Here is a 16,786-nt window from a genome sequence, read left to right as displayed (position 1 = left end):
GTACCAAATTATCCGACAACTGAGCCCATTTGGAAGATTGGCAAGTACATGGCAATGACCAGACCACCCACTAGTACACCAAGAATCGCCATGATTAAAGGCTCCATCATTGAAGTTAAGCCATCCACCGCATTGTCGACTTCATTTTCATAATGTGTCGCGACTTTGTCCAACATGCTGTCTAGGGCACCAGACTCTTCGCCAATTGCGACCATTTGAATCGCCATCGACGGAAAACGGTTAGAAACACGCATCGCAAATTGTAATTGTTGGCCTGTTGCCACATCTTCACGAATTTTCATGACGGCTTCTTCATAAACGACGTTATTGGTGGCTCCCGCAGTAGATTCAAGTGCATCAATCAACGGAACCCCAGCGGCAAATGTCGTCGCAAGCGTACGGCTATAACGGGCAATAATGGCTTTGTAGACCAAATCCCCAAAGATAGGTGCTCTGAGTGCCATTTTGTCCAATAAGTCGCGGAATTTTTTACTCCGTTTTTTTGCCTCCATAAATGCAGCAATGATCGCACCAATCACGATAATCAGAATAAACCAGTATTCTTGCATCCACTTGGACATATTCACGACCATTTTGGTAAAGGCAGGAAGGTCGGCACCAAAAGAGCTAAATAAGTCTTGGAAAACTGGTACCACTTTGACCATCAAGATAATCGTCACAATCACAGCAACCACAATGACCGAGATAGGATATTTCATGGCTTTTTTAATTTTTTGTTTCAGTAACTCACTCTTTTCTTTATAGATCGCAACGCGATCAAGCATGGTTTCAAGCGCACCTGACTGTTCACCTGACTCAACCAAAGAACAAAATAAATTATCAAAGTATTGAGGGTATTTTTTGAGTGCGCCAGCAAAGGTATTACCCCCTTCGACTTCGCCTTTGATTCCGAGTACCACCTCACGCATAGATGGATTTTCTAATCCCTCCGCGACAATTTCAAAGCCTTGAACTAATGGTACCCCAGCTTTCATCATGGTCGCTAATTGACGGGTAAAGATGGTGATATCCAAAGTTGTAACTTTTTTCTTCATAAAACCTTCGAGAATATTTTTACGTTTTTCTCGAATATTTTTAATCGTTACCCCTTGTTTACGTAATGTAACTTTAGCCAAAGCCATATTACGTGCTGGTAATTCCCCTTTAATTTTTGCCCCTTTCCGGTCGACCCCTTCATAAGCAAAAGTTGGCATCATTTGCGCTTTTTTAGCTGCCATGATTGTTAATCCTTTTTATTGATTTTATTCACTTGTTACTCGATTGATTTCTTGCAAAGAGGTAATTCCCTGCATGACTTTTTTCAAACCTGAACGGCGGAGATTATTAAACCCTGCTTGCTCTGATGCAGCCGCAATTTGTAAGGCATTGCCATCTTCCATAATCAGTCTAGAAATTTCTGGCGTGACCTTCATGACTTCGTAAATCCCCACACGACCTTTATAGCCTTCACGGCACTCAGCACAACCGATGGGTTGAAAAATTTGGAATTCTGGATGATTTAAATCCTGTTCGGTAAAACCAAGTTCTAATAGGCTTTGTTTGGGGACCTCGATGGCTTCTTTACATTGATTACATAAACGTCGTGCTAAGCGTTGCGCAATCACCAGATTGACAGAAGTTGCAATGTTGAAAGAAGGGACCCCCATATTGCGTAAACGGGTTAGGGTTTCTGGTGCACTGTTGGTATGTAGGGTTGACATCACCATATGACCTGTTTGTGCGGCTTTAATGGCAATTTCGGCAGTTTCCAGATCACGGATCTCCCCGACCATGATCACGTCTGGATCTTGACGTAAAAAGGCTTTCAGCGCAGCAGAGAAGGTGAGTCCTGTTTTCGGATTGACGTTAACCTGATTAATTCCTTCCAAGTTAATTTCAACTGGATCTTCGGCGGTCGAAATATTGGTGTCTTCGGTATTGAGGATGTTTAAACCGGTATACAAAGACACGGTTTTACCTGAACCTGTTGGGCCTGTAATCAGTAACATGCCTTGGGGCTTATCCAGTGCATCCATAAATAAGGCTTTTTGCTCATCCTCATAACCGAGTGCTTCAATCCCCAACATGGCACTGGAAGGGTCCAGAATACGCAGTACCAACTTTTCGCCAAACAGTGTTGGTAGTGAGTTGACACGGAAATCGATGGCTTTGGTCTTGGACAGTTTAAGTTTAATACGTCCATCTTGAGGCATTCGTTTTTCAGAAATGTCCATTTGTGACATGACTTTTAAACGAGAGGCGAGACGAGTGGCCATTTGTAAAGGCGGATTGGTAATTTGACGGAGTACGCCATCGACACGATAGCGAACACGGTACATCTTTTCATAAGGTTCGAAATGTAAATCGGATGCCCCCATACGAATCGCATCAATCAACAGTTTATTGATGTATTTGACAATTGGAGACTCATCGCCTTGTGGGGCCTCATCCTCTTCTCTAGAGGGGTCTTGGTTAACATCAATATCGAGATCAAAGTCTTCACTTTCACCAAAATCGAAACTGCCAGAATCGCCAAACTGTTGTTCAATCAGTTTTTCAAGTTTTGTGTGCTCAACAATGATGGGCTCAATATTGAGTTTGGTATTAAAGCGAATGGCATCTAATGCTTCAATATTGGTCGGATTGCTGGTCGCGACATATAAAATTTGCCCACGTTGTAGTAACGGTGCAACTTTATGTTTCTGAATGAGTTTGTTATCTGCCAGATCGCGAGGTAGCAAAGCCGTATCGTATACAGACAGATCGAAAAGTGGTTCACCGAATTCGGCTGCAATCGTTTCAGCAATGGTTAGGGGAGATAAACGATGCTGTTCAATCAGATGTGCAACGATGTCTTGTTGTGCTTTTTTAGCCGAATCAATTGCGATTTGCATGCTTGTGGTGGACATGTGTCCATCTTCAACCAACCGTCGAATAAACCCCGAAAACTTTGGAGACGTATGTAATCCTGACATCTGTCCGCCTTATGACAATAAATGTTTATAATATGTATTCTAAAAATTATACTTTTGTTATGCAAAAATACTACTACAGAAAGTGTTGTTTTTGCCTTGATTCATAGCGAAAACTTTGAACTGATCGAGTTTTTTGCAAATTAATTTTCTTTCATTGAATTAAATCTTGTCCATAATCAAATCAATTCAATTGTGGCAAGCTTTAAATTTTACACTGAAACACCATAATATTATGACGGTAGAATAGCAGCTTTTACTGATCTTCATGATTTTTAGTCATTTATACCGCAGTAAAAGAAAAAACTGAATTTTATAAAAATCCGTGTAAAATATGCAGCATTTTTGAGAAATTAACAGTGGGTGGGCGAAGTATGTCGAACTCGAGCATTACTCCTTGGGTTGTTGGCAATTGGAAAATGAATCCAATGCATGCGAATGCTTTCCAATTAGTAGAAGAATTTAAACAGTTATTACAACAGGAAGATATTGCAGCTGGGCAATGTCATATTGGTGTTGCACCAATTGCAATTGCATTAAGCGGCATTCAGACACAATTTAAAGATGCAGCGAGAACGATTTATACGGTTGCGCAAGATGTTTCTCGTGTCGCAGGTACAGGTGCCTATACAGGTGAAGTAAGCGCCGAACTGTTAAAAGACAGTGGTATTGAATTTGTTTTAATTGGGCATTCTGAACGTCGTGAATTATTTGGCGATGATGTCGAAATTTTAAAAGCTAAATTACAAAATGCATTAACTGCTGGTTTGACTGTCATTTATTGCGTGGGCGAAAGCTTAGAGCAACGTGAACAGGGTGCAGCAGAACAAGTGGTATTACAACAAATCTGTGATATGGCCGCTGTAGTAAAAACTGAACAATGGCAAAATATTGTGATAGCGTATGAGCCTATTTGGGCAATCGGAACAGGGAAGACGGCTTCACCTGCGGATGCTCAAGCCATGCATGCAAAAATTCGTGAAGGTCTAAAGCAAATCACGGCATTTGGTGCTGAGATGGCGATTCTTTATGGCGGCAGTGTAAAAGCTGAAAATGCAGTTGAATTGGCAGCATGTCCAGATATTAATGGTGCTTTGGTGGGTGGTGCGTCTTTAAATGCACAATCGTTTTACCAAATCGCAAAAGCATTTGCACAAAGCAAATAACGAGGAATTGAAATGTATAGTTTTATACTCGTTGTACATATCATTTTAGCAATTTTAATTATTGCTTTGGTTCTGGTACAACAAGGTAAAGGTGCGGAAGCAGGAGCATCATTTGGTGGTGGCGGTGCTGCTACTGTTTTTGGTGCCTCAGGTGCAGGTAACTTTTTAACTCGTTTAACTGCGATTTTTACCGCATTGTTTTTTGTCACTAGTTTAACGCTTGCTGTATTTGCTAAAAAACAGACGACAGATGCATATAGTTTAAAAACTGTTCAAACGTCGACATCTGCCCCAGCGACATCGCCTGAAACTTCACCAACTGCACCAAAAACAACTGAATAAGTTGAATTAGCGCTTTCCTTTTTGCGTTTAAGGGAATAGAATGCGTCCCACAATACTGCGGTGGTGGTGGAATTGGTAGACACGCTACCTTGAGGTGGTAGTGCTTTCGGGCGTGGGGGTTCAAGTCCCCCCTTCCGCACCAAGCTTAATAACCAGTAAGTTTGGTGTGTGCAGTGTTTGTATTGTTGCGGGATGGAGCAGTCTGGTAGCTCGTCGGGCTCATAACCCGAAGGTCGTTGGTTCAAATCCAGCTCCCGCTACCATTTGATTAAGGTGCAACTTAGTCAAGCAAATATGAAAAAACTTAAATTGACTTTTTTTCATATTTGTATATAATTTTTGCACGTTGATGCGGGATGGAGCAGTCTGGTAGCTCGTCGGGCTCATAACCCGAAGGTCGTTGGTTCAAATCCAGCTCCCGCTACCAAGTTTCTAAAAAGAGGCTCACAATAAGGTGGGCCTTTTTGCACAGTGGGCATTGCTTTTCTGTGTAACATAGGGGCGATTTACGCCCTTTTTTATTGGTTGTTTAGCTATATCGTGTAGTTGTTCGACATCAATTGGTCAAATAGTCGTGCTTCACTATACGGTTAAGATTGATTGGCTCGTATGAGAGCGACGAGAGTAAATGAAATTATCAAATAAATCTCAAGCATTGCATGATCTAATTGCACCAGCTGTAGCTGCGTGTGGTGTAGATTTGTGGGGAATTGAATTCCTCCCACAAGGGAAACGTTCTTTATTACGCATTTATATTGATAAAGCGGTCGATGAGAATGTTGAACCTGTCTTAACAGAAGATGGTGAAGTTGAACTCGGGCGTGGTATTGGCGTTCAAGATTGTGTTCTCGTAACACAACAAGTGGGTGCAATGCTTGATGTTCATGATCCAATTTCGGGTGAATATGCTTTAGAAGTTTCTTCACCAGGTTGGGATCGTCCATTTTTCCAATTGAACCAACTGCCTGCATATATCGGGCAACAAGTGGCTTTACGATTAATTGCTGCTGTCGAGAACCGTCGTAAATTCCAAGCCAAATTACTTTCTGTAGACTTAGAAAATGAAATGATTCAAGTTGAAGTTGAAGGTAATCATGTGCTTGAAATTGATAGTAATAATATTGATAAAGCAAATTTAATCTATCAAGACTAATATTAACTTAATTTTATAAGAAATCGGTAGGTGACTTATGGGCCGCGAAATTCTTACCGTTGCAGAAACGGTTAGTAATGAAAAAGGTGTTAGTCGTGAAGCGATCTTCCAAGCGTTAGAGCAAGCACTTGTTGCGGCAACGAAGAAAAAGTTTTACGAAGGCACACGTTCAGAAGAAGCTCAACTTCGTGTTGAGATTGATCGTAAAACGGGTGATTACCGTACTTTCCGTCAATGGACTGTGGTTGCGGATGAAGATCACGAAATGCCAGCATGCCAAGACGCGATTTCTGATTTAGACCCTGCTCAGTGGTCAATCGGTGATGTGCGTGAGTTGGAAGTTGAATCAATTGAATTCGGTCGTATTGCAGCACAAATTGCAAAACAAGTCATCGTACAAAAGATTCGTGAAGCAGAACGCGCACTAGTTGCGGATGCCTATGAGTCTAAAGTGGGTGAGTTGATCTACGGTGAAGTGAAAAAGCAAACTAAAGATGGCTTTATCATTGATCTTGGTGACAACGCTGAAGCTTATTTAGCGCGTGAAGAAACCATCCATAAAGAAATTTTACGTCCTAAACAACGTATCAATGCGATTTTGTATAACGTGAATCGTGAAGGCCGTGGTGCACAATTATTATTGTCTCGTGCGCGTCCTGAAATGCTGATTGCATTGATGAAAAAAGAAATTCCAGAAATTTCTGAAGAAATCATTGAAATTAAAGCGGCTGCTCGTCAACCAGGTGTTCGTGCTAAAATTGCAGTGAAAACCAATGATCATCGTATCGACCCAGTGGGTGCATGTATTGGTATGCGTGGTACACGTATCCAAGCAGTGCAACAAGAGTTGAATGGTGAGCGTATTGATGTGGTGGTGTGGTCTGATGACCCAGCACAATATATTGCAAGTGCATTAGAGCCAGCTGATGTATCAGGTATTGTTTTAGATGAAGATGCACGTAGTGCAGATATTATCTTTGCAACCAATGATCAGTTAGCGCGTGCAATTGGTTCGCAAGGACAAAATGTTCGTTTAGCATCGGAATTGACGGGTTATAAACTCGACATGATGTTAGAAGAAGAGTATCGTGCTCGTCAGCAAAATGAAGCACAACAATATTTAGATATGTTTGTTACACGTCTGGATATTGAAGAAGACTTGGCAATGGCATTGGTAGAAATGGGCTTTACTTCACTCGAAGAGATTGCTTATGTACCAGCTGAAACATTCGACGAAATCGAGCTTGAAGCAGATTTAGTTGAACTGTTACAAAGTCGTGCGAAAGAAGCTGCTTTGACGGATGCATTGAAACAGCAAGAAAATATTCAAGAGCCAAGTGCAGAACTTCTCGGTATGGAAGGTATAACGACTGAGATTGCGTATGCATTGGCGGCGCGTGGTGTGGTTACTGTTGATGATTTGGCAGACCAAGCAACTGATGATATCTCTGATATCGAAGGTTTAGGTCATGACAAAGCGGGTCAGTTAATCATGAAAGCACGTGAATCATGGTTTAACTAGGAGATAATAGATGACGGACAAGTCGATTCAAGAGTTAGCGCTCAGCGTAGAACGTCCTGTAGAGAAACTCCTAGAGCAGGTTCGCGAAGCAGGTCTACCACAGCGTAAAGCAGATGACATTATTACCACTGAACAGCAAGATACTTTGGTCAATCACTTGAAAAAAGTACATGGTCAGGAAAGTGGTAACACAGGAAAAATTGCGTTGAAACGTAAAACAACGAGTACTGCTAAAGTTACAAGTACTTCAGGTAAAGCGAAAAGCATTAATGTTGAAGTTCGCAAGAAACAAGTTTTTGCTAAACCAAATCCAGAATTACTTGCAGCTGAAGCAAAAGCGCGTGTAGAAGCGGATGCAAAAGTACGTGCCGAGCAAAAAGTACGTAATGATGCTGAGCAAACTGCACGTCATACGGCTGAACAAAAAGCCAATGCAACTTTAGAAGCCATGCGTGCAGCGCATACTTCTGATAATGCGGCTCAAGCACCAGCAAAAACAGCGGTTGTGGTGAAAAAGCGTAATAGCGACAAGGTAATTAAAGCCCCTGTTATTCGCCCGACAGAAACACCAGAGCAAAAAAGAGCACGTGAAGAGCAAACTGCTCAGTTGAAAGCGACTGAAGAAGCAGTACGTCGTAAAGCAGCTGAAGAAGCGCAGCAACGTACACTTGAGCAAATGCGTCAGATGGCATCAAAATATTCAAATGATGATGCAACTGCAACGATTCGTGTGATTGATGATTCACCGTTGGCTGCTGGTCTTGTTGGCCAAGCGTATGAAGATTCCTTTAATAAGGAAGACCGTGAAATCAAACGTGGTGGTGCAACTGCAAATCCACGTGCTGGTAAGAAAGGCGGTCGTGGTGGCGATGCTCAATCTGAGCAAAGCTTCAGCAAAAGCCATCATAAGCGCGGCTTAAAAACCAGCCAAGCCAATAAACATGGTTTTGAAAAACCAGTTAAAAAGCAAATTTATGATGTTGAGATCGGTGAGAAAATCATCGTTGCTGATCTAGCACAAAAAATGGCGGTTAAAGTTCGTGAAGTGATCAAGACCCTCATGAAAATGGGTGAGCTTGTAACTCAGAACCAAGCCATTGATCAAGATACTGCTGTACTTGTAGTTGAAGAATTGGGCCACAATCCAGTTTTAGTTTCGGATACGCAAGCAGAAGATAACTTATTGGTTGCTGCTGAAGAAGCACGTGGTGAGCAAACAACTCGTCCGCCAGTGGTAACGATCATGGGGCACGTTGACCATGGTAAAACGTCATTACTGGATCGTATCCGTCGCTCTAAAGTGGCTGCGGGTGAAGCGGGTGGTATTACTCAGCATATCGGTGCTTATCACGTTGAAACTGAGAAAGGGATTATTACCTTCCTCGATACACCGGGACACGCAGCATTTACCTCTATGCGTTCACGTGGTGCAAAAGCGACTGATATCGTGGTTCTTGTTGTTGCTGCTGATGACGGTGTTATGCCGCAAACAGCTGAAGCAATTGACCATGCACGTGCTGCAGGAACACCGATTATTGTTGCCATCAACAAGATGGATAAAGAATCGGCTGATGTAGACCGCGTATTAAACGAATTGACCACCAAAGGTATCGTACCTGAAGAGTGGGGCGGTGATGTTCCAATTGCTAAAGTATCAGCACACTCTGGTGCAGGTATCGATGGCTTACTTGATTTAATCTTGATCCAAGCTGAATTGATGGAGCTTAAAGCTTCAGCTGAAGGTGCGGCACAAGGTGTTGTAATCGAAGCACGTGTTGATAAAGGTCGCGGTGCAGTAACGTCGATTCTTGTACAAAACGGTACATTGAACATTGGTGACTTGGTACTTGCTGGTTCATCTTATGGCCGTGTTCGTGCGATGGTTGATGAAAATGGTCAACGTATTACTTCTGCAGGTCCTTCAATTCCAGTTGAGATTCTAGGTTTACCTGATGCGCCAATGGCGGGTGATGAAGTTCTTGTGGTGAATGATGAGAAGAAAGCACGTGAAGTTGCTGATGCTCGTTCTGACCGTGAACGTCATAAGCGTTTAGAGCGTGCAAGTGCAATGCGTCTTGAAAACATCATGGCATCTATGGGTAAAAAAGATATTCCTTATGTGAATGTTGTACTCAAAACTGATGTTCGTGGTACGTTGGAAGCATTACATGTTGCGCTTGATGAACTTTCTACTGATGAAGTTAAAGTCCGTGTAATCGGTTCTGGTGTGGGTGCGATCACTGAGTCAGATGTTACTTTAGCTGAGTCTTCAGAAGCAGTCTTGTTAGGTTTTAACGTACGTGCGGATAACTCTGCTCGTCAAAAATCTGATCAAGATGGTATCGATATTCGTTACTACAGCGTCATTTATCATTTGATTGATGATGTTAAAGCTGCAATGAGCGGTAAGCTTGCACCAGAACATCGTGAGACGATCTTGGGTGTGGCTGAAGTACGTGAAGTATTCCACTCAAGTAAATTTGGTGCAGCAGCGGGCTGTATGGTACTTGAAGGTGTATTGCATCGTAACAAGCCAATTCGCGTATTACGTGATGATGTGGTTGTGTTCCAAGGCGAGCTTGAATCTCTTCGTCGCTACAAAGAAGTGGTTGAAGAAGTTCGTGCTGGTATGGAATGTGGTCTTGCAGTTAAGGGTTATAAAGACATCAAAGCACAAGATAAGATCGAAGTGTATGATGTTCAATTGATTAAACGGAGTCTTTAATGGCGGGTAGCCAACGCTTAAAGCGCATGGCGGATTCAGTACAACGCGAGTTGTCTGAGCTTATCCGTCAGGAGCTTAAAGATCCACGTCTGGGTGGTCTTGTGACCATCTCAGCCGTGAAAGTCAGTGCAGATATGGGATATGCTGAAGTATATGTCACTGTAATGGGCCGTGAACTGGGTGATGATCAAAGTGAAGCAGCAAATAAAGAAACTTTAGATGTCTTGAATAAAGCGTCTGGCTTCTTGCGTCATGAATTGAGTCGTCGTATCAAAACACGTATTACGCCAAGATTGCGTTTCCATTACGATAAGACCAATGCCTATGGTAACTATATGTTTGGTCTGATTGCTGAAGCGGTTAAGGATTTGCCTGAACAAGAGCAAGATGAACAAAAGTAAATCGATATAAAAAAAGCCACCTTCGGGTGGCTTTTTTTATGGCTTGATGGGATTAATCTTTTTTCAATGGGTGGCGACGATAACGTTGCCAAGGCAATGGGCGATTTAAGGCTTCTGGTACCTCACCACTGGTTGAGCGTAAGCGTAAGTGAATGGCTGCTTGTGCCATCAAATTTGCCGATACGGGGGCAGTGATAAATGCAAATAGAGTAATTAAAAGCTCAGCAAACCCAAAACGACCATGCATTGCAGCGAAAATCATGGCAGCGATCAGAAAGCTACCAAGGCCTAAAGTACTGGATTTGGTCGGTGCATGTAGACGCATAAATAAGTCGGGTAGGCGAATCATGCCGATCGAACCGATCAGCATAAAGAACGCACCAAACACCACAAAAAATGAAACCACAATCTCAAGAATTAGTTGCATGGCATTGCTCCTTAGTCAATTACATGACCCGTAGTGAAGTAACGAGCAAGCGCGGCAGTAGAAACAAAGCCGAGCATTGCAACCAATAGCGCACCTTCGAATAGATTAGTGCTGACCCAATAAATGCCTAAAACCACGATCAGACAAGTTGCATTTAGAAATAAAGTATCGAGTGCCAAGAGTCGATCAATCACTGAAGGGCCCGCAATCAAGCGAATCAAGCACAGAAACATAGAGATGGTAATGGCAATTAAACCGATACCCAATGCATAAGGCAAAATGGTCATTTATTTGCTCCTTCTGTAATCTTGACATCAAAGATTTCGATTAAAGGCGTTTCATAGCGTTTTTTAATGTCTTGAATATCCAGTTCGGTATTATCTGAACTGAGTGCATGTACCAGAATATCCCCGCGTTCCTGATCAATTCCGGCTGAAACCGTACCAGGTGTGGTGGTGATAATCATCGCCAGCAAAGTATTCACTTGTTCATGTTCAGTTTCTAATGGAACGCGATACCATTTAGGGTGTAATTGATCCATTGGACCAAGCACCATTTTGGCAACACGGAAGTTGGAAATGACAATATCCCACAGCACTACAAAAAACAGTTTAATCGCAGGAAGCCAATGAATATGCGGTGTTCTTGCAATAAATGGACTGACCAGCCGTGCAATCGCCACAGCGAGAATCAACGCCATTAAAATATCGGTCAGATCCAGACTATGCGCCAGCATCAACCAGCTCAAGAAAATCAGCACCGACACAAATGGATGTGGGAACCAACGCTCAAGCAAAGATAATTTTTGCATTAGTGATCCTCCATTGGCTTTAACTGTGTGCTATTCGGAATGGTCGGTGCTTCGAGGACTTGCTCCGCAATTTGACGCTGCTTATATTCAGAAATATGTTCGCCTTGTAGGGTTGGCTTAGAAATAATATCTGGAATCAGCAAGGCGTTCGGATCTTCAACCTCACCGCCATATTTGGTTTCAGGTAAGTAGCTTGGATCATAAGGCTGTACGCTGATCGGGCGACCTTGTGCATCATGTTTCAGAATGGTCTGGTTATAAAGCGCGTGATTCTGAATTTGCTGTGCTGTTGCAAGCGTATAGTTCTGAATCGGCGCTGCACAAACCACATAAAGCATTAATGCACTAAGTAAAATATAGATCGCAGTATCATTTCGCTTTGGTGCAAGCTCGGGTAGGGCTTGATACTCAGCATAAGCCGCTTCTTTCTGATCTTCTTCAGGTGGTGTTGCACGCCAGAACAAAATAAAGCCAACGCGTGTCATGGCAATAATGCTGAGCAAGCTCACAATTAGAATCACTGCGATGATCCAGCCTTGATACGGTGTCTCAGCAGTGGCTTGTAAGATGAAAACTTTACCCAAAAATCCACTGAATGGGGGTAACCCTGCCATCATCAAGGCGATGGTAAAGTAAGTAAAAGCAGCCGCTTTTTCCTGTTTGATTCGTGGTGCAACTTTTAAATGATCTTTAAAAGCGCCACGCTGCGAGGTCATCCAGCCACAGAATAAATAGAAAGCTGCTGCAATCAAGGTACTGTGAACTAAATAGTACAGCGCTGCGGCCCATGCCTGTGTATTGAACATGGCAATTGAAATCAGCAGTGTACCAATCGATGACAGCACCATGAAGCCAACAAAACGGCGTAAGCGTTCAGCACCAATTGCACCAATCACACCATAAAGGGAAGTCACCAAACCAATGATCAATAAGCAGTTCTTGAAAATGCTTTGTGCCATGGCATCATCAAACACAGTGCCATTGACACGTAAAATGGCATAAATACCCACTTTGGTCATAATGGTAAAAATCGCAGCGACCGGTGTGCTTGCAACCGCATAGGTTTTCGGCAACCAGAAGCCAACAGGCAACATCGCAGCTTTAATACCAAACACCACAAACAGCAGTAGTCCACCTGCAACGGCAAGTTTGTGCTGATCGCCATCTAAGCTTGATACCAGACGACCGACATCAGCCATATTCAAGCTGCCGACACTGCCATAAATCATGCCTAGACCAATCAGAAACAGGGCAGAGGCCAGCAAGTTAATGGTGACATAATGCACCCCAAGCTGGAAACGTGGACGACCTTGACCGTGCAATAACAGCACATAAGAAGCCATCAGCAGGATTTCGAAGAAGACGAATAAGTTGAATAAGTCGCCTGTCAGGAATGCACCTGTGATTCCCATGAGCAGGAAATGCACCATGGTATGGAAATAGCGCCCACGGGTATCCCAGTTCTCACTGGCATACCAAATCACAGGCACTGCAAGAATATAGGTTAGGACCAACATAAAGGCAGATAGGCGATCAAGGACTAAGACAATCCCGAATGGCGCCGACCATTCACTGAGCTGATAAACTGTAATTTGGCCTGTGCTGGCAATACTCAGATAGCTGATTGCTGTGATTAAGCCCAAAACTGCCGAAGCAATACTAATTCCGCGACGCCAAGGTTGACGCCAATCTTGCTTTAAAGAACCTGAACCTGGATTGCCCAATAACACCAGAATAAAACTGGTAAATGCTGGAATTAAGATACTAATAATTGGAGCGTGAGCGTGCCAGAAACTGTAAAAATCAAACATTATGGCTCATCCTCACGTGGGTCATAAGTCAAGGTGGGTTCTTCTTTCGAGTCGACATGGTCTGTACCAGATTCATAACGACTGCGTAAGGCAAGTTGCACGATAAAGGCGGTGGTGGCAAAACCAATCACAATTGCTGTTAATACCAATGCTTGAGGGAGTGGATCGGTCACTTTGGTGGCCTGAGTCAACACCGCAGGTGCATTGATTTGCAGGCGGCCCATGGCAAACAGGAATAAGTTCACGGCATAGCCAATCATGGCCAAACCAAGGACCACTGGAAATGTTCTGGCACGCAGAATCAAATAAATACCTGTTGCGGTGAGTAAGCCAATCCCTGACGCGAGTAAAAATTCAATACTAATCATTTTGATTATCTCCACCTGGGATCGGACCAGCCATACTAGAGTGACGAGAGTCTCCAAGAACGGAGATCAACAACATGGCAGCACCCACAACGGTAATGTAGACCCCTGTATCAAATGCGACTGCAGAGGCAAGATGCATTTTTCCAAGCAATGGCGCTTCTACATAAATATGGGCACTGGTGAGGAAGGGGCGAGCCCACAACCACGCGATAATACCGGTGAGACCTGCAATGGTTAAACCCGCACCAATCCATAACTCATAAAGACGACCTGATTTGGCTTTGATCATCTGTTCGGTTTGATCTTGCCCCAATACGATGTACTGAATAATCAGTGCCATTGAGGTAATCAAACCTGCAATAAAGCCACCGCCTGGAAGATTATGCCCACGCATAAAGATATAGACACTAACCACCAAGGCCAGTGGCAAGATCCATGACGCCGTGATACGGAACATCAACGGTGAAGGGTTAAAACGATAGGTTAAGCCTTGGGTCATGGTGGTCCCGTGTGCACGCATACCATCCATCAGACACAGCGCACCAATGGCGGCAATGCCGAGTACGGTAATTTCACCGAAGGTATCGAAACCACGGAAGTCAACCAAGATTACATTGACCACGTTTGAACCACCGCCCAGCGGAATCGCCTGTTGTAAAAAGAACCATGAAATTGAATTGTGATCGCGGGTTAACAGCAACCAGGTAATCCAACCAATACCTAAACCACCTGCGATGGCAAGGCTGGCATCTCGCCAACGGCGTGAACGGCTTGATTCATACGGGGTGAGTTGTGGTAGTAAAGACAAACTCATCAGTAATAAAACAGTGGTTACCACATCAACTGTAATCTGTGTCAATGCCAAGTCAGGTGCAGAGAGGGTCACAAAAACCATGGTGACCACCAAACCGACTGCACCACTGATCAGAACGGCTTTGATACGTTCATGATGGAACCATAGCATCATCCAGCAACCTGAGAATAGGGTCAGCCAGAGTACAATTGCCACCCAAGGTGCATGGGTCAGTTCACGTGTGCCTGTGGTTAAGCCTTGGTTGAATAGTGGTAAGCCGACCATGATGATGCTAAACAACACAATCCACAGGATATAGCTTTGCAAAGAACCATTTTCGGTCTTTTGCTTAATCTTGCGGCTGATCAGTAATAAATTTTTTAAGAATAGATCAAACAGAATCTTGCCTTGGAATTTTCCAAGATAAGGATCTAAGTCGATTTTACGAATGCGTCCGTCTTTTGCCAATACAAAATAGAAAATCGATCCGCCAATCAGTGCAATCAAACTCATAATGAGTGGTGCGTTAATGCCATGCCAAATCGCAAGATGAACGCCTTCAAATTCAGGCTGCGCCAAACTTGCACGAGTGACGCTGTTGACCATTGTCCCTGCAAATAGGGCAGGGAGGATACCGACCAAAATACAGAGTGTTGCCAAAATAATGGCAGGTAAGCGCATGCCTAAATGTGGTTCGTGTGCATCTTTATTCGGTACGTGTTTGCCAATCGGGCCATCAAAAAACACCCCATGAACGAGACGAATTGAATAACTGACTGCGAAAATACCAGCAAACGTTGCGACGATGGCTGAAATCACCATCACTGGACCAGATAAGTTGGCCAATAGCTCAGTAAAGAACATTTCTTTCGAGATAAAGCCATTGGTCAGTGGTACACCCGCCATTGAGGCAGCGGTGATCATGGTGAGAGTGCCTGTAAATGGAAGCAGTTGCCAGATGCCACTGAGCTTGCGTAAATCGCGTGTGCCAGTTTCATGGTCAATAATCCCAGCAATCATAAACAATGCCGCTTTAAAGGTGGCATGGTTGATGATGTGGAAAATTGCGGCAGCAACCGCCAATGGCGAGCCAATACCGAGTAAACACACGATTAAGCCCAAATGACTAATGGTTGAATAGGCCAAAAGTCCTTTCAGGTCTTCTTTGAAAATTGCAAAACCTGCGGCCATACACAAGGTGAATAGACCGACAAAAGTCACGATATTGTGATACAGCGCAGCACCAATAAAAATAGGAGCTAAACGCGCCAATAAGAAAATCCCTGCTTTGACCATGGTTGCAGAATGTAGATAGGCTGACACAGGAGTCGGCGCTGCCATCGCATTCGGTAACCAAAAATGGAAGGGGAACTGAGCACTTTTGGTGAATGCACCTAACAGGATCAGCAATAATGCAGGAACAAATAGTGCATGTTGCTGAATGGTATCCTTCATCAACACCAATTCATCAATCTGATAAGTGCCGGTGATTTGTCCAATCAGGACAAAGCCACCCAGCATGGCCAAACCGCCCATGCCTGTGATGGTGAGGGCCATACGGGCGCCACGTTGCGCTGCCTCGTATTGACTCCAGTAACCCACCAATAGGAAAGAGGAGATACTGGTCAGCTCCCAGAATACCAATAAGATAATCAGGTTATTTGAGAGTGAAATCCCCAGCATGGCTGCCATAAACAGCATCAATAATTGATAGAGTTTACTGAGAGAATTCTTAGGGCTGAGATAGTAATAGGCATAAATATAAATCAGGGTGCCGATACCGCTAATCAGCAGACCAAACAATAAACCTAATGCATCTAGGCGAAAACTCAGATTAATTCCGAGCTGAGGAAGCCAGTCCCAACTTTGTTGCAGGGTATTGCCCTGAAGAACCGTTTCTGCCTGAGTTAAAAGTAAAATAAAACAACTAAGGCTGATGCCAATCGCCCCAAGTGCCGTCACGCCACGCGAAATACGCTGTAATTGTGAGACAAGGGTGGTGCCGAGTATGAGCGGTAATAAGATAATAATCGGTAGCACACTGGTATCCATGTCGATGATTTAGGTCGAAGACCTAAGGGGTGAATTTTCTTTCAAGACTTACAGGCACTCAAAGAGAATACCAAAAACTTTAAATCTTGAAGCCCAATCAAGTTAACGGAGGCAGCAAGTTGTATTGCACAACTTGAAAATAAAAAATACGATTTATTTTACTATAAAAAATCAGCAAAAATCTGATGTTATTACATGAAACAAACAACATCATTTGATTGATAATATTTCAATTTCTGTCTT

Annotated in this window: 14 protein-coding genes and 3 tRNA genes; 9 read left to right on the top strand and 8 right to left on the bottom strand. The window is 43.4% G+C overall.

The window, feature by feature from the left end; genetic code table 11:
- Positions 1-8: 8 nt before the first annotated feature.
- Together F902_RS01415 and pilB are read right to left on the bottom strand one after the other, a co-directional pair.
- Positions 9-1,238 carry a type II secretion system F family protein gene (locus F902_RS01415; protein WP_005200491.1) on the bottom strand — a complete coding sequence of 410 codons (1,230 nt, stop codon included), beginning with the start codon at positions 1,236-1,238 and terminating at the stop codon, positions 9-11.
- A gap of 24 nt (positions 1,239-1,262) precedes the next feature.
- Entirely contained in the window at positions 1,263-2,975 is a 1,713-nt protein-coding gene (pilB, locus tag F902_RS01410; RefSeq protein ID WP_005200490.1) for a type IV-A pilus assembly ATPase PilB, read from the bottom strand.
- 371 nt (positions 2,976-3,346) lie between these two features.
- On the opposite strand from pilB, the gene tpiA reads away from it, so the two are divergent.
- The 9 genes from tpiA (at position 3,347) to F902_RS01365 (ending at position 10,281) form a co-directional block, all read left to right on the top strand.
- Positions 3,347-4,138: a triose-phosphate isomerase gene (gene tpiA, locus F902_RS01405; protein WP_005200489.1), complete on the top strand. Its 792-nt coding sequence runs from the start codon at positions 3,347-3,349 to the stop codon at positions 4,136-4,138.
- A 12-nt stretch (positions 4,139-4,150) separates the two neighbouring features.
- On the top strand, positions 4,151-4,480 hold the full coding sequence (gene secG / locus F902_RS01400; RefSeq protein WP_004802318.1) for a preprotein translocase subunit SecG: 330 nt from the start codon (positions 4,151-4,153) through the stop codon (positions 4,478-4,480).
- 57 nt (positions 4,481-4,537) lie between these two features.
- Positions 4,538-4,622 (top strand) — tRNA-Leu (locus F902_RS01395).
- Positions 4,623-4,666: 44 nt separating this feature from the next.
- A tRNA-Met gene (locus F902_RS01390) sits at positions 4,667-4,743 on the top strand.
- Positions 4,744-4,830: 87 nt separating this feature from the next.
- A tRNA-Met gene (locus F902_RS01385) sits at positions 4,831-4,907 on the top strand.
- A gap of 201 nt (positions 4,908-5,108) precedes the next feature.
- Positions 5,109-5,633 carry a ribosome maturation factor RimP gene (rimP, locus tag F902_RS01380; protein WP_004802320.1) on the top strand — a complete coding sequence of 175 codons (525 nt, stop codon included), beginning with the start codon at positions 5,109-5,111 and terminating at the stop codon, positions 5,631-5,633.
- A gap of 37 nt (positions 5,634-5,670) precedes the next feature.
- Positions 5,671-7,155, top strand: a complete 1,485-nt coding sequence (nusA, locus tag F902_RS01375; RefSeq protein WP_005200488.1) for a transcription termination factor NusA — start codon at positions 5,671-5,673, stop codon at positions 7,153-7,155.
- 10 nt (positions 7,156-7,165) lie between these two features.
- Positions 7,166-9,880 carry a translation initiation factor IF-2 gene (infB, locus tag F902_RS01370; RefSeq protein ID WP_005200487.1) on the top strand — a complete coding sequence of 905 codons (2,715 nt, stop codon included), beginning with the start codon at positions 7,166-7,168 and terminating at the stop codon, positions 9,878-9,880.
- Positions 9,880-10,281: a ribosome-binding factor A gene (locus F902_RS01365; RefSeq protein ID WP_004774100.1), complete on the top strand. Its 402-nt coding sequence runs from the start codon at positions 9,880-9,882 to the stop codon at positions 10,279-10,281. Before infB ends, F902_RS01365 begins: the two co-directional genes overlap by 1 nt.
- A gap of 52 nt (positions 10,282-10,333) precedes the next feature.
- On the opposite strand, the gene F902_RS01360 is transcribed toward F902_RS01365, so the two are convergent.
- Genes F902_RS01360 through F902_RS01335 form a run of 6 tightly spaced genes read right to left on the bottom strand, consistent with a single transcriptional unit; the run spans position 10,334 to position 16,543 of the window.
- On the bottom strand, positions 10,334-10,708 hold the full coding sequence (locus tag F902_RS01360) for a Na+/H+ antiporter subunit G (RefSeq protein ID WP_005200485.1): 375 nt from the start codon (positions 10,706-10,708) through the stop codon (positions 10,334-10,336).
- Positions 10,709-10,719: 11 nt separating this feature from the next.
- Positions 10,720-10,995, bottom strand: coding sequence for a monovalent cation/H+ antiporter subunit F (locus F902_RS01355; RefSeq protein WP_004656203.1), 276 nt, complete (start codon positions 10,993-10,995; stop codon positions 10,720-10,722).
- Positions 10,992-11,519 (bottom strand): Na+/H+ antiporter subunit E, encoded by a 528-nt coding sequence (locus F902_RS01350; protein WP_005200483.1) that lies wholly within the window; start codon positions 11,517-11,519, stop codon positions 10,992-10,994. The genes F902_RS01355 and F902_RS01350 overlap by 4 nt, the downstream gene beginning before the upstream one ends.
- On the bottom strand, positions 11,519-13,330 hold the full coding sequence (locus F902_RS01345; protein WP_005200481.1) for a monovalent cation/H+ antiporter subunit D: 1,812 nt from the start codon (positions 13,328-13,330) through the stop codon (positions 11,519-11,521). The genes F902_RS01350 and F902_RS01345 overlap by 1 nt, the downstream gene beginning before the upstream one ends.
- The gene (locus F902_RS01340; RefSeq protein WP_004656199.1) at positions 13,330-13,698 is read right to left on the bottom strand and encodes a Na+/H+ antiporter subunit C; all 369 of its coding nucleotides are present in this window, start codon (positions 13,696-13,698) and stop codon (positions 13,330-13,332) included. The genes F902_RS01345 and F902_RS01340 overlap by 1 nt, the downstream gene beginning before the upstream one ends.
- Positions 13,691-16,543 carry a monovalent cation/H+ antiporter subunit A gene (locus tag F902_RS01335; RefSeq protein ID WP_005200479.1) on the bottom strand — a complete coding sequence of 951 codons (2,853 nt, stop codon included), beginning with the start codon at positions 16,541-16,543 and terminating at the stop codon, positions 13,691-13,693. Before F902_RS01335 ends, F902_RS01340 begins: the two co-directional genes overlap by 8 nt.
- Positions 16,544-16,786: the final 243 nt, after the last annotated feature.

The sequence above is a fragment of the Acinetobacter higginsii genome (assembly GCF_000369525.1).
Lineage (GTDB): Bacteria > Pseudomonadota > Gammaproteobacteria > Pseudomonadales > Moraxellaceae > Acinetobacter > Acinetobacter higginsii.
The sequence above is the reverse complement of the archived record's forward strand: the minus strand, read 5'-3'. Positions and strand labels throughout refer to the sequence as shown.

Bases quoted from the DNA above. Each gene is read 5' to 3' on its own strand.
- F902_RS01415 (WP_005200491.1), bottom strand. From the start codon at position 1,238: ATGGCAGCTAAAAAAGCGCAAATGATGCCAACTTTTGCTTATGAAGGG.
- pilB (WP_005200490.1), bottom strand. From the start codon at position 2,975: ATGTCAGGATTACATACGTCTCCAAAGTTTTCGGGGTTTATTCGACGG.
- tpiA (WP_005200489.1), top strand. From the start codon at position 3,347: ATGTCGAACTCGAGCATTACTCCTTGGGTTGTTGGCAATTGGAAAATG.
- secG (WP_004802318.1), top strand. From the start codon at position 4,151: ATGTATAGTTTTATACTCGTTGTACATATCATTTTAGCAATTTTAATT.
- rimP (WP_004802320.1), top strand. From the start codon at position 5,109: ATGAAATTATCAAATAAATCTCAAGCATTGCATGATCTAATTGCACCA.
- nusA (WP_005200488.1), top strand. From the start codon at position 5,671: ATGGGCCGCGAAATTCTTACCGTTGCAGAAACGGTTAGTAATGAAAAA.
- infB (WP_005200487.1), top strand. From the start codon at position 7,166: ATGACGGACAAGTCGATTCAAGAGTTAGCGCTCAGCGTAGAACGTCCT.
- F902_RS01365 (WP_004774100.1), top strand. From the start codon at position 9,880: ATGGCGGGTAGCCAACGCTTAAAGCGCATGGCGGATTCAGTACAACGC.
- F902_RS01360 (WP_005200485.1), bottom strand. From the start codon at position 10,708: ATGCAACTAATTCTTGAGATTGTGGTTTCATTTTTTGTGGTGTTTGGT.
- F902_RS01355 (WP_004656203.1), bottom strand. From the start codon at position 10,995: ATGACCATTTTGCCTTATGCATTGGGTATCGGTTTAATTGCCATTACC.
- F902_RS01350 (WP_005200483.1), bottom strand. From the start codon at position 11,519: ATGCAAAAATTATCTTTGCTTGAGCGTTGGTTCCCACATCCATTTGTG.
- F902_RS01345 (WP_005200481.1), bottom strand. From the start codon at position 13,330: ATGTTTGATTTTTACAGTTTCTGGCACGCTCACGCTCCAATTATTAGT.
- F902_RS01340 (WP_004656199.1), bottom strand. From the start codon at position 13,698: ATGATTAGTATTGAATTTTTACTCGCGTCAGGGATTGGCTTACTCACC.
- F902_RS01335 (WP_005200479.1), bottom strand. From the start codon at position 16,543: ATGGATACCAGTGTGCTACCGATTATTATCTTATTACCGCTCATACTC.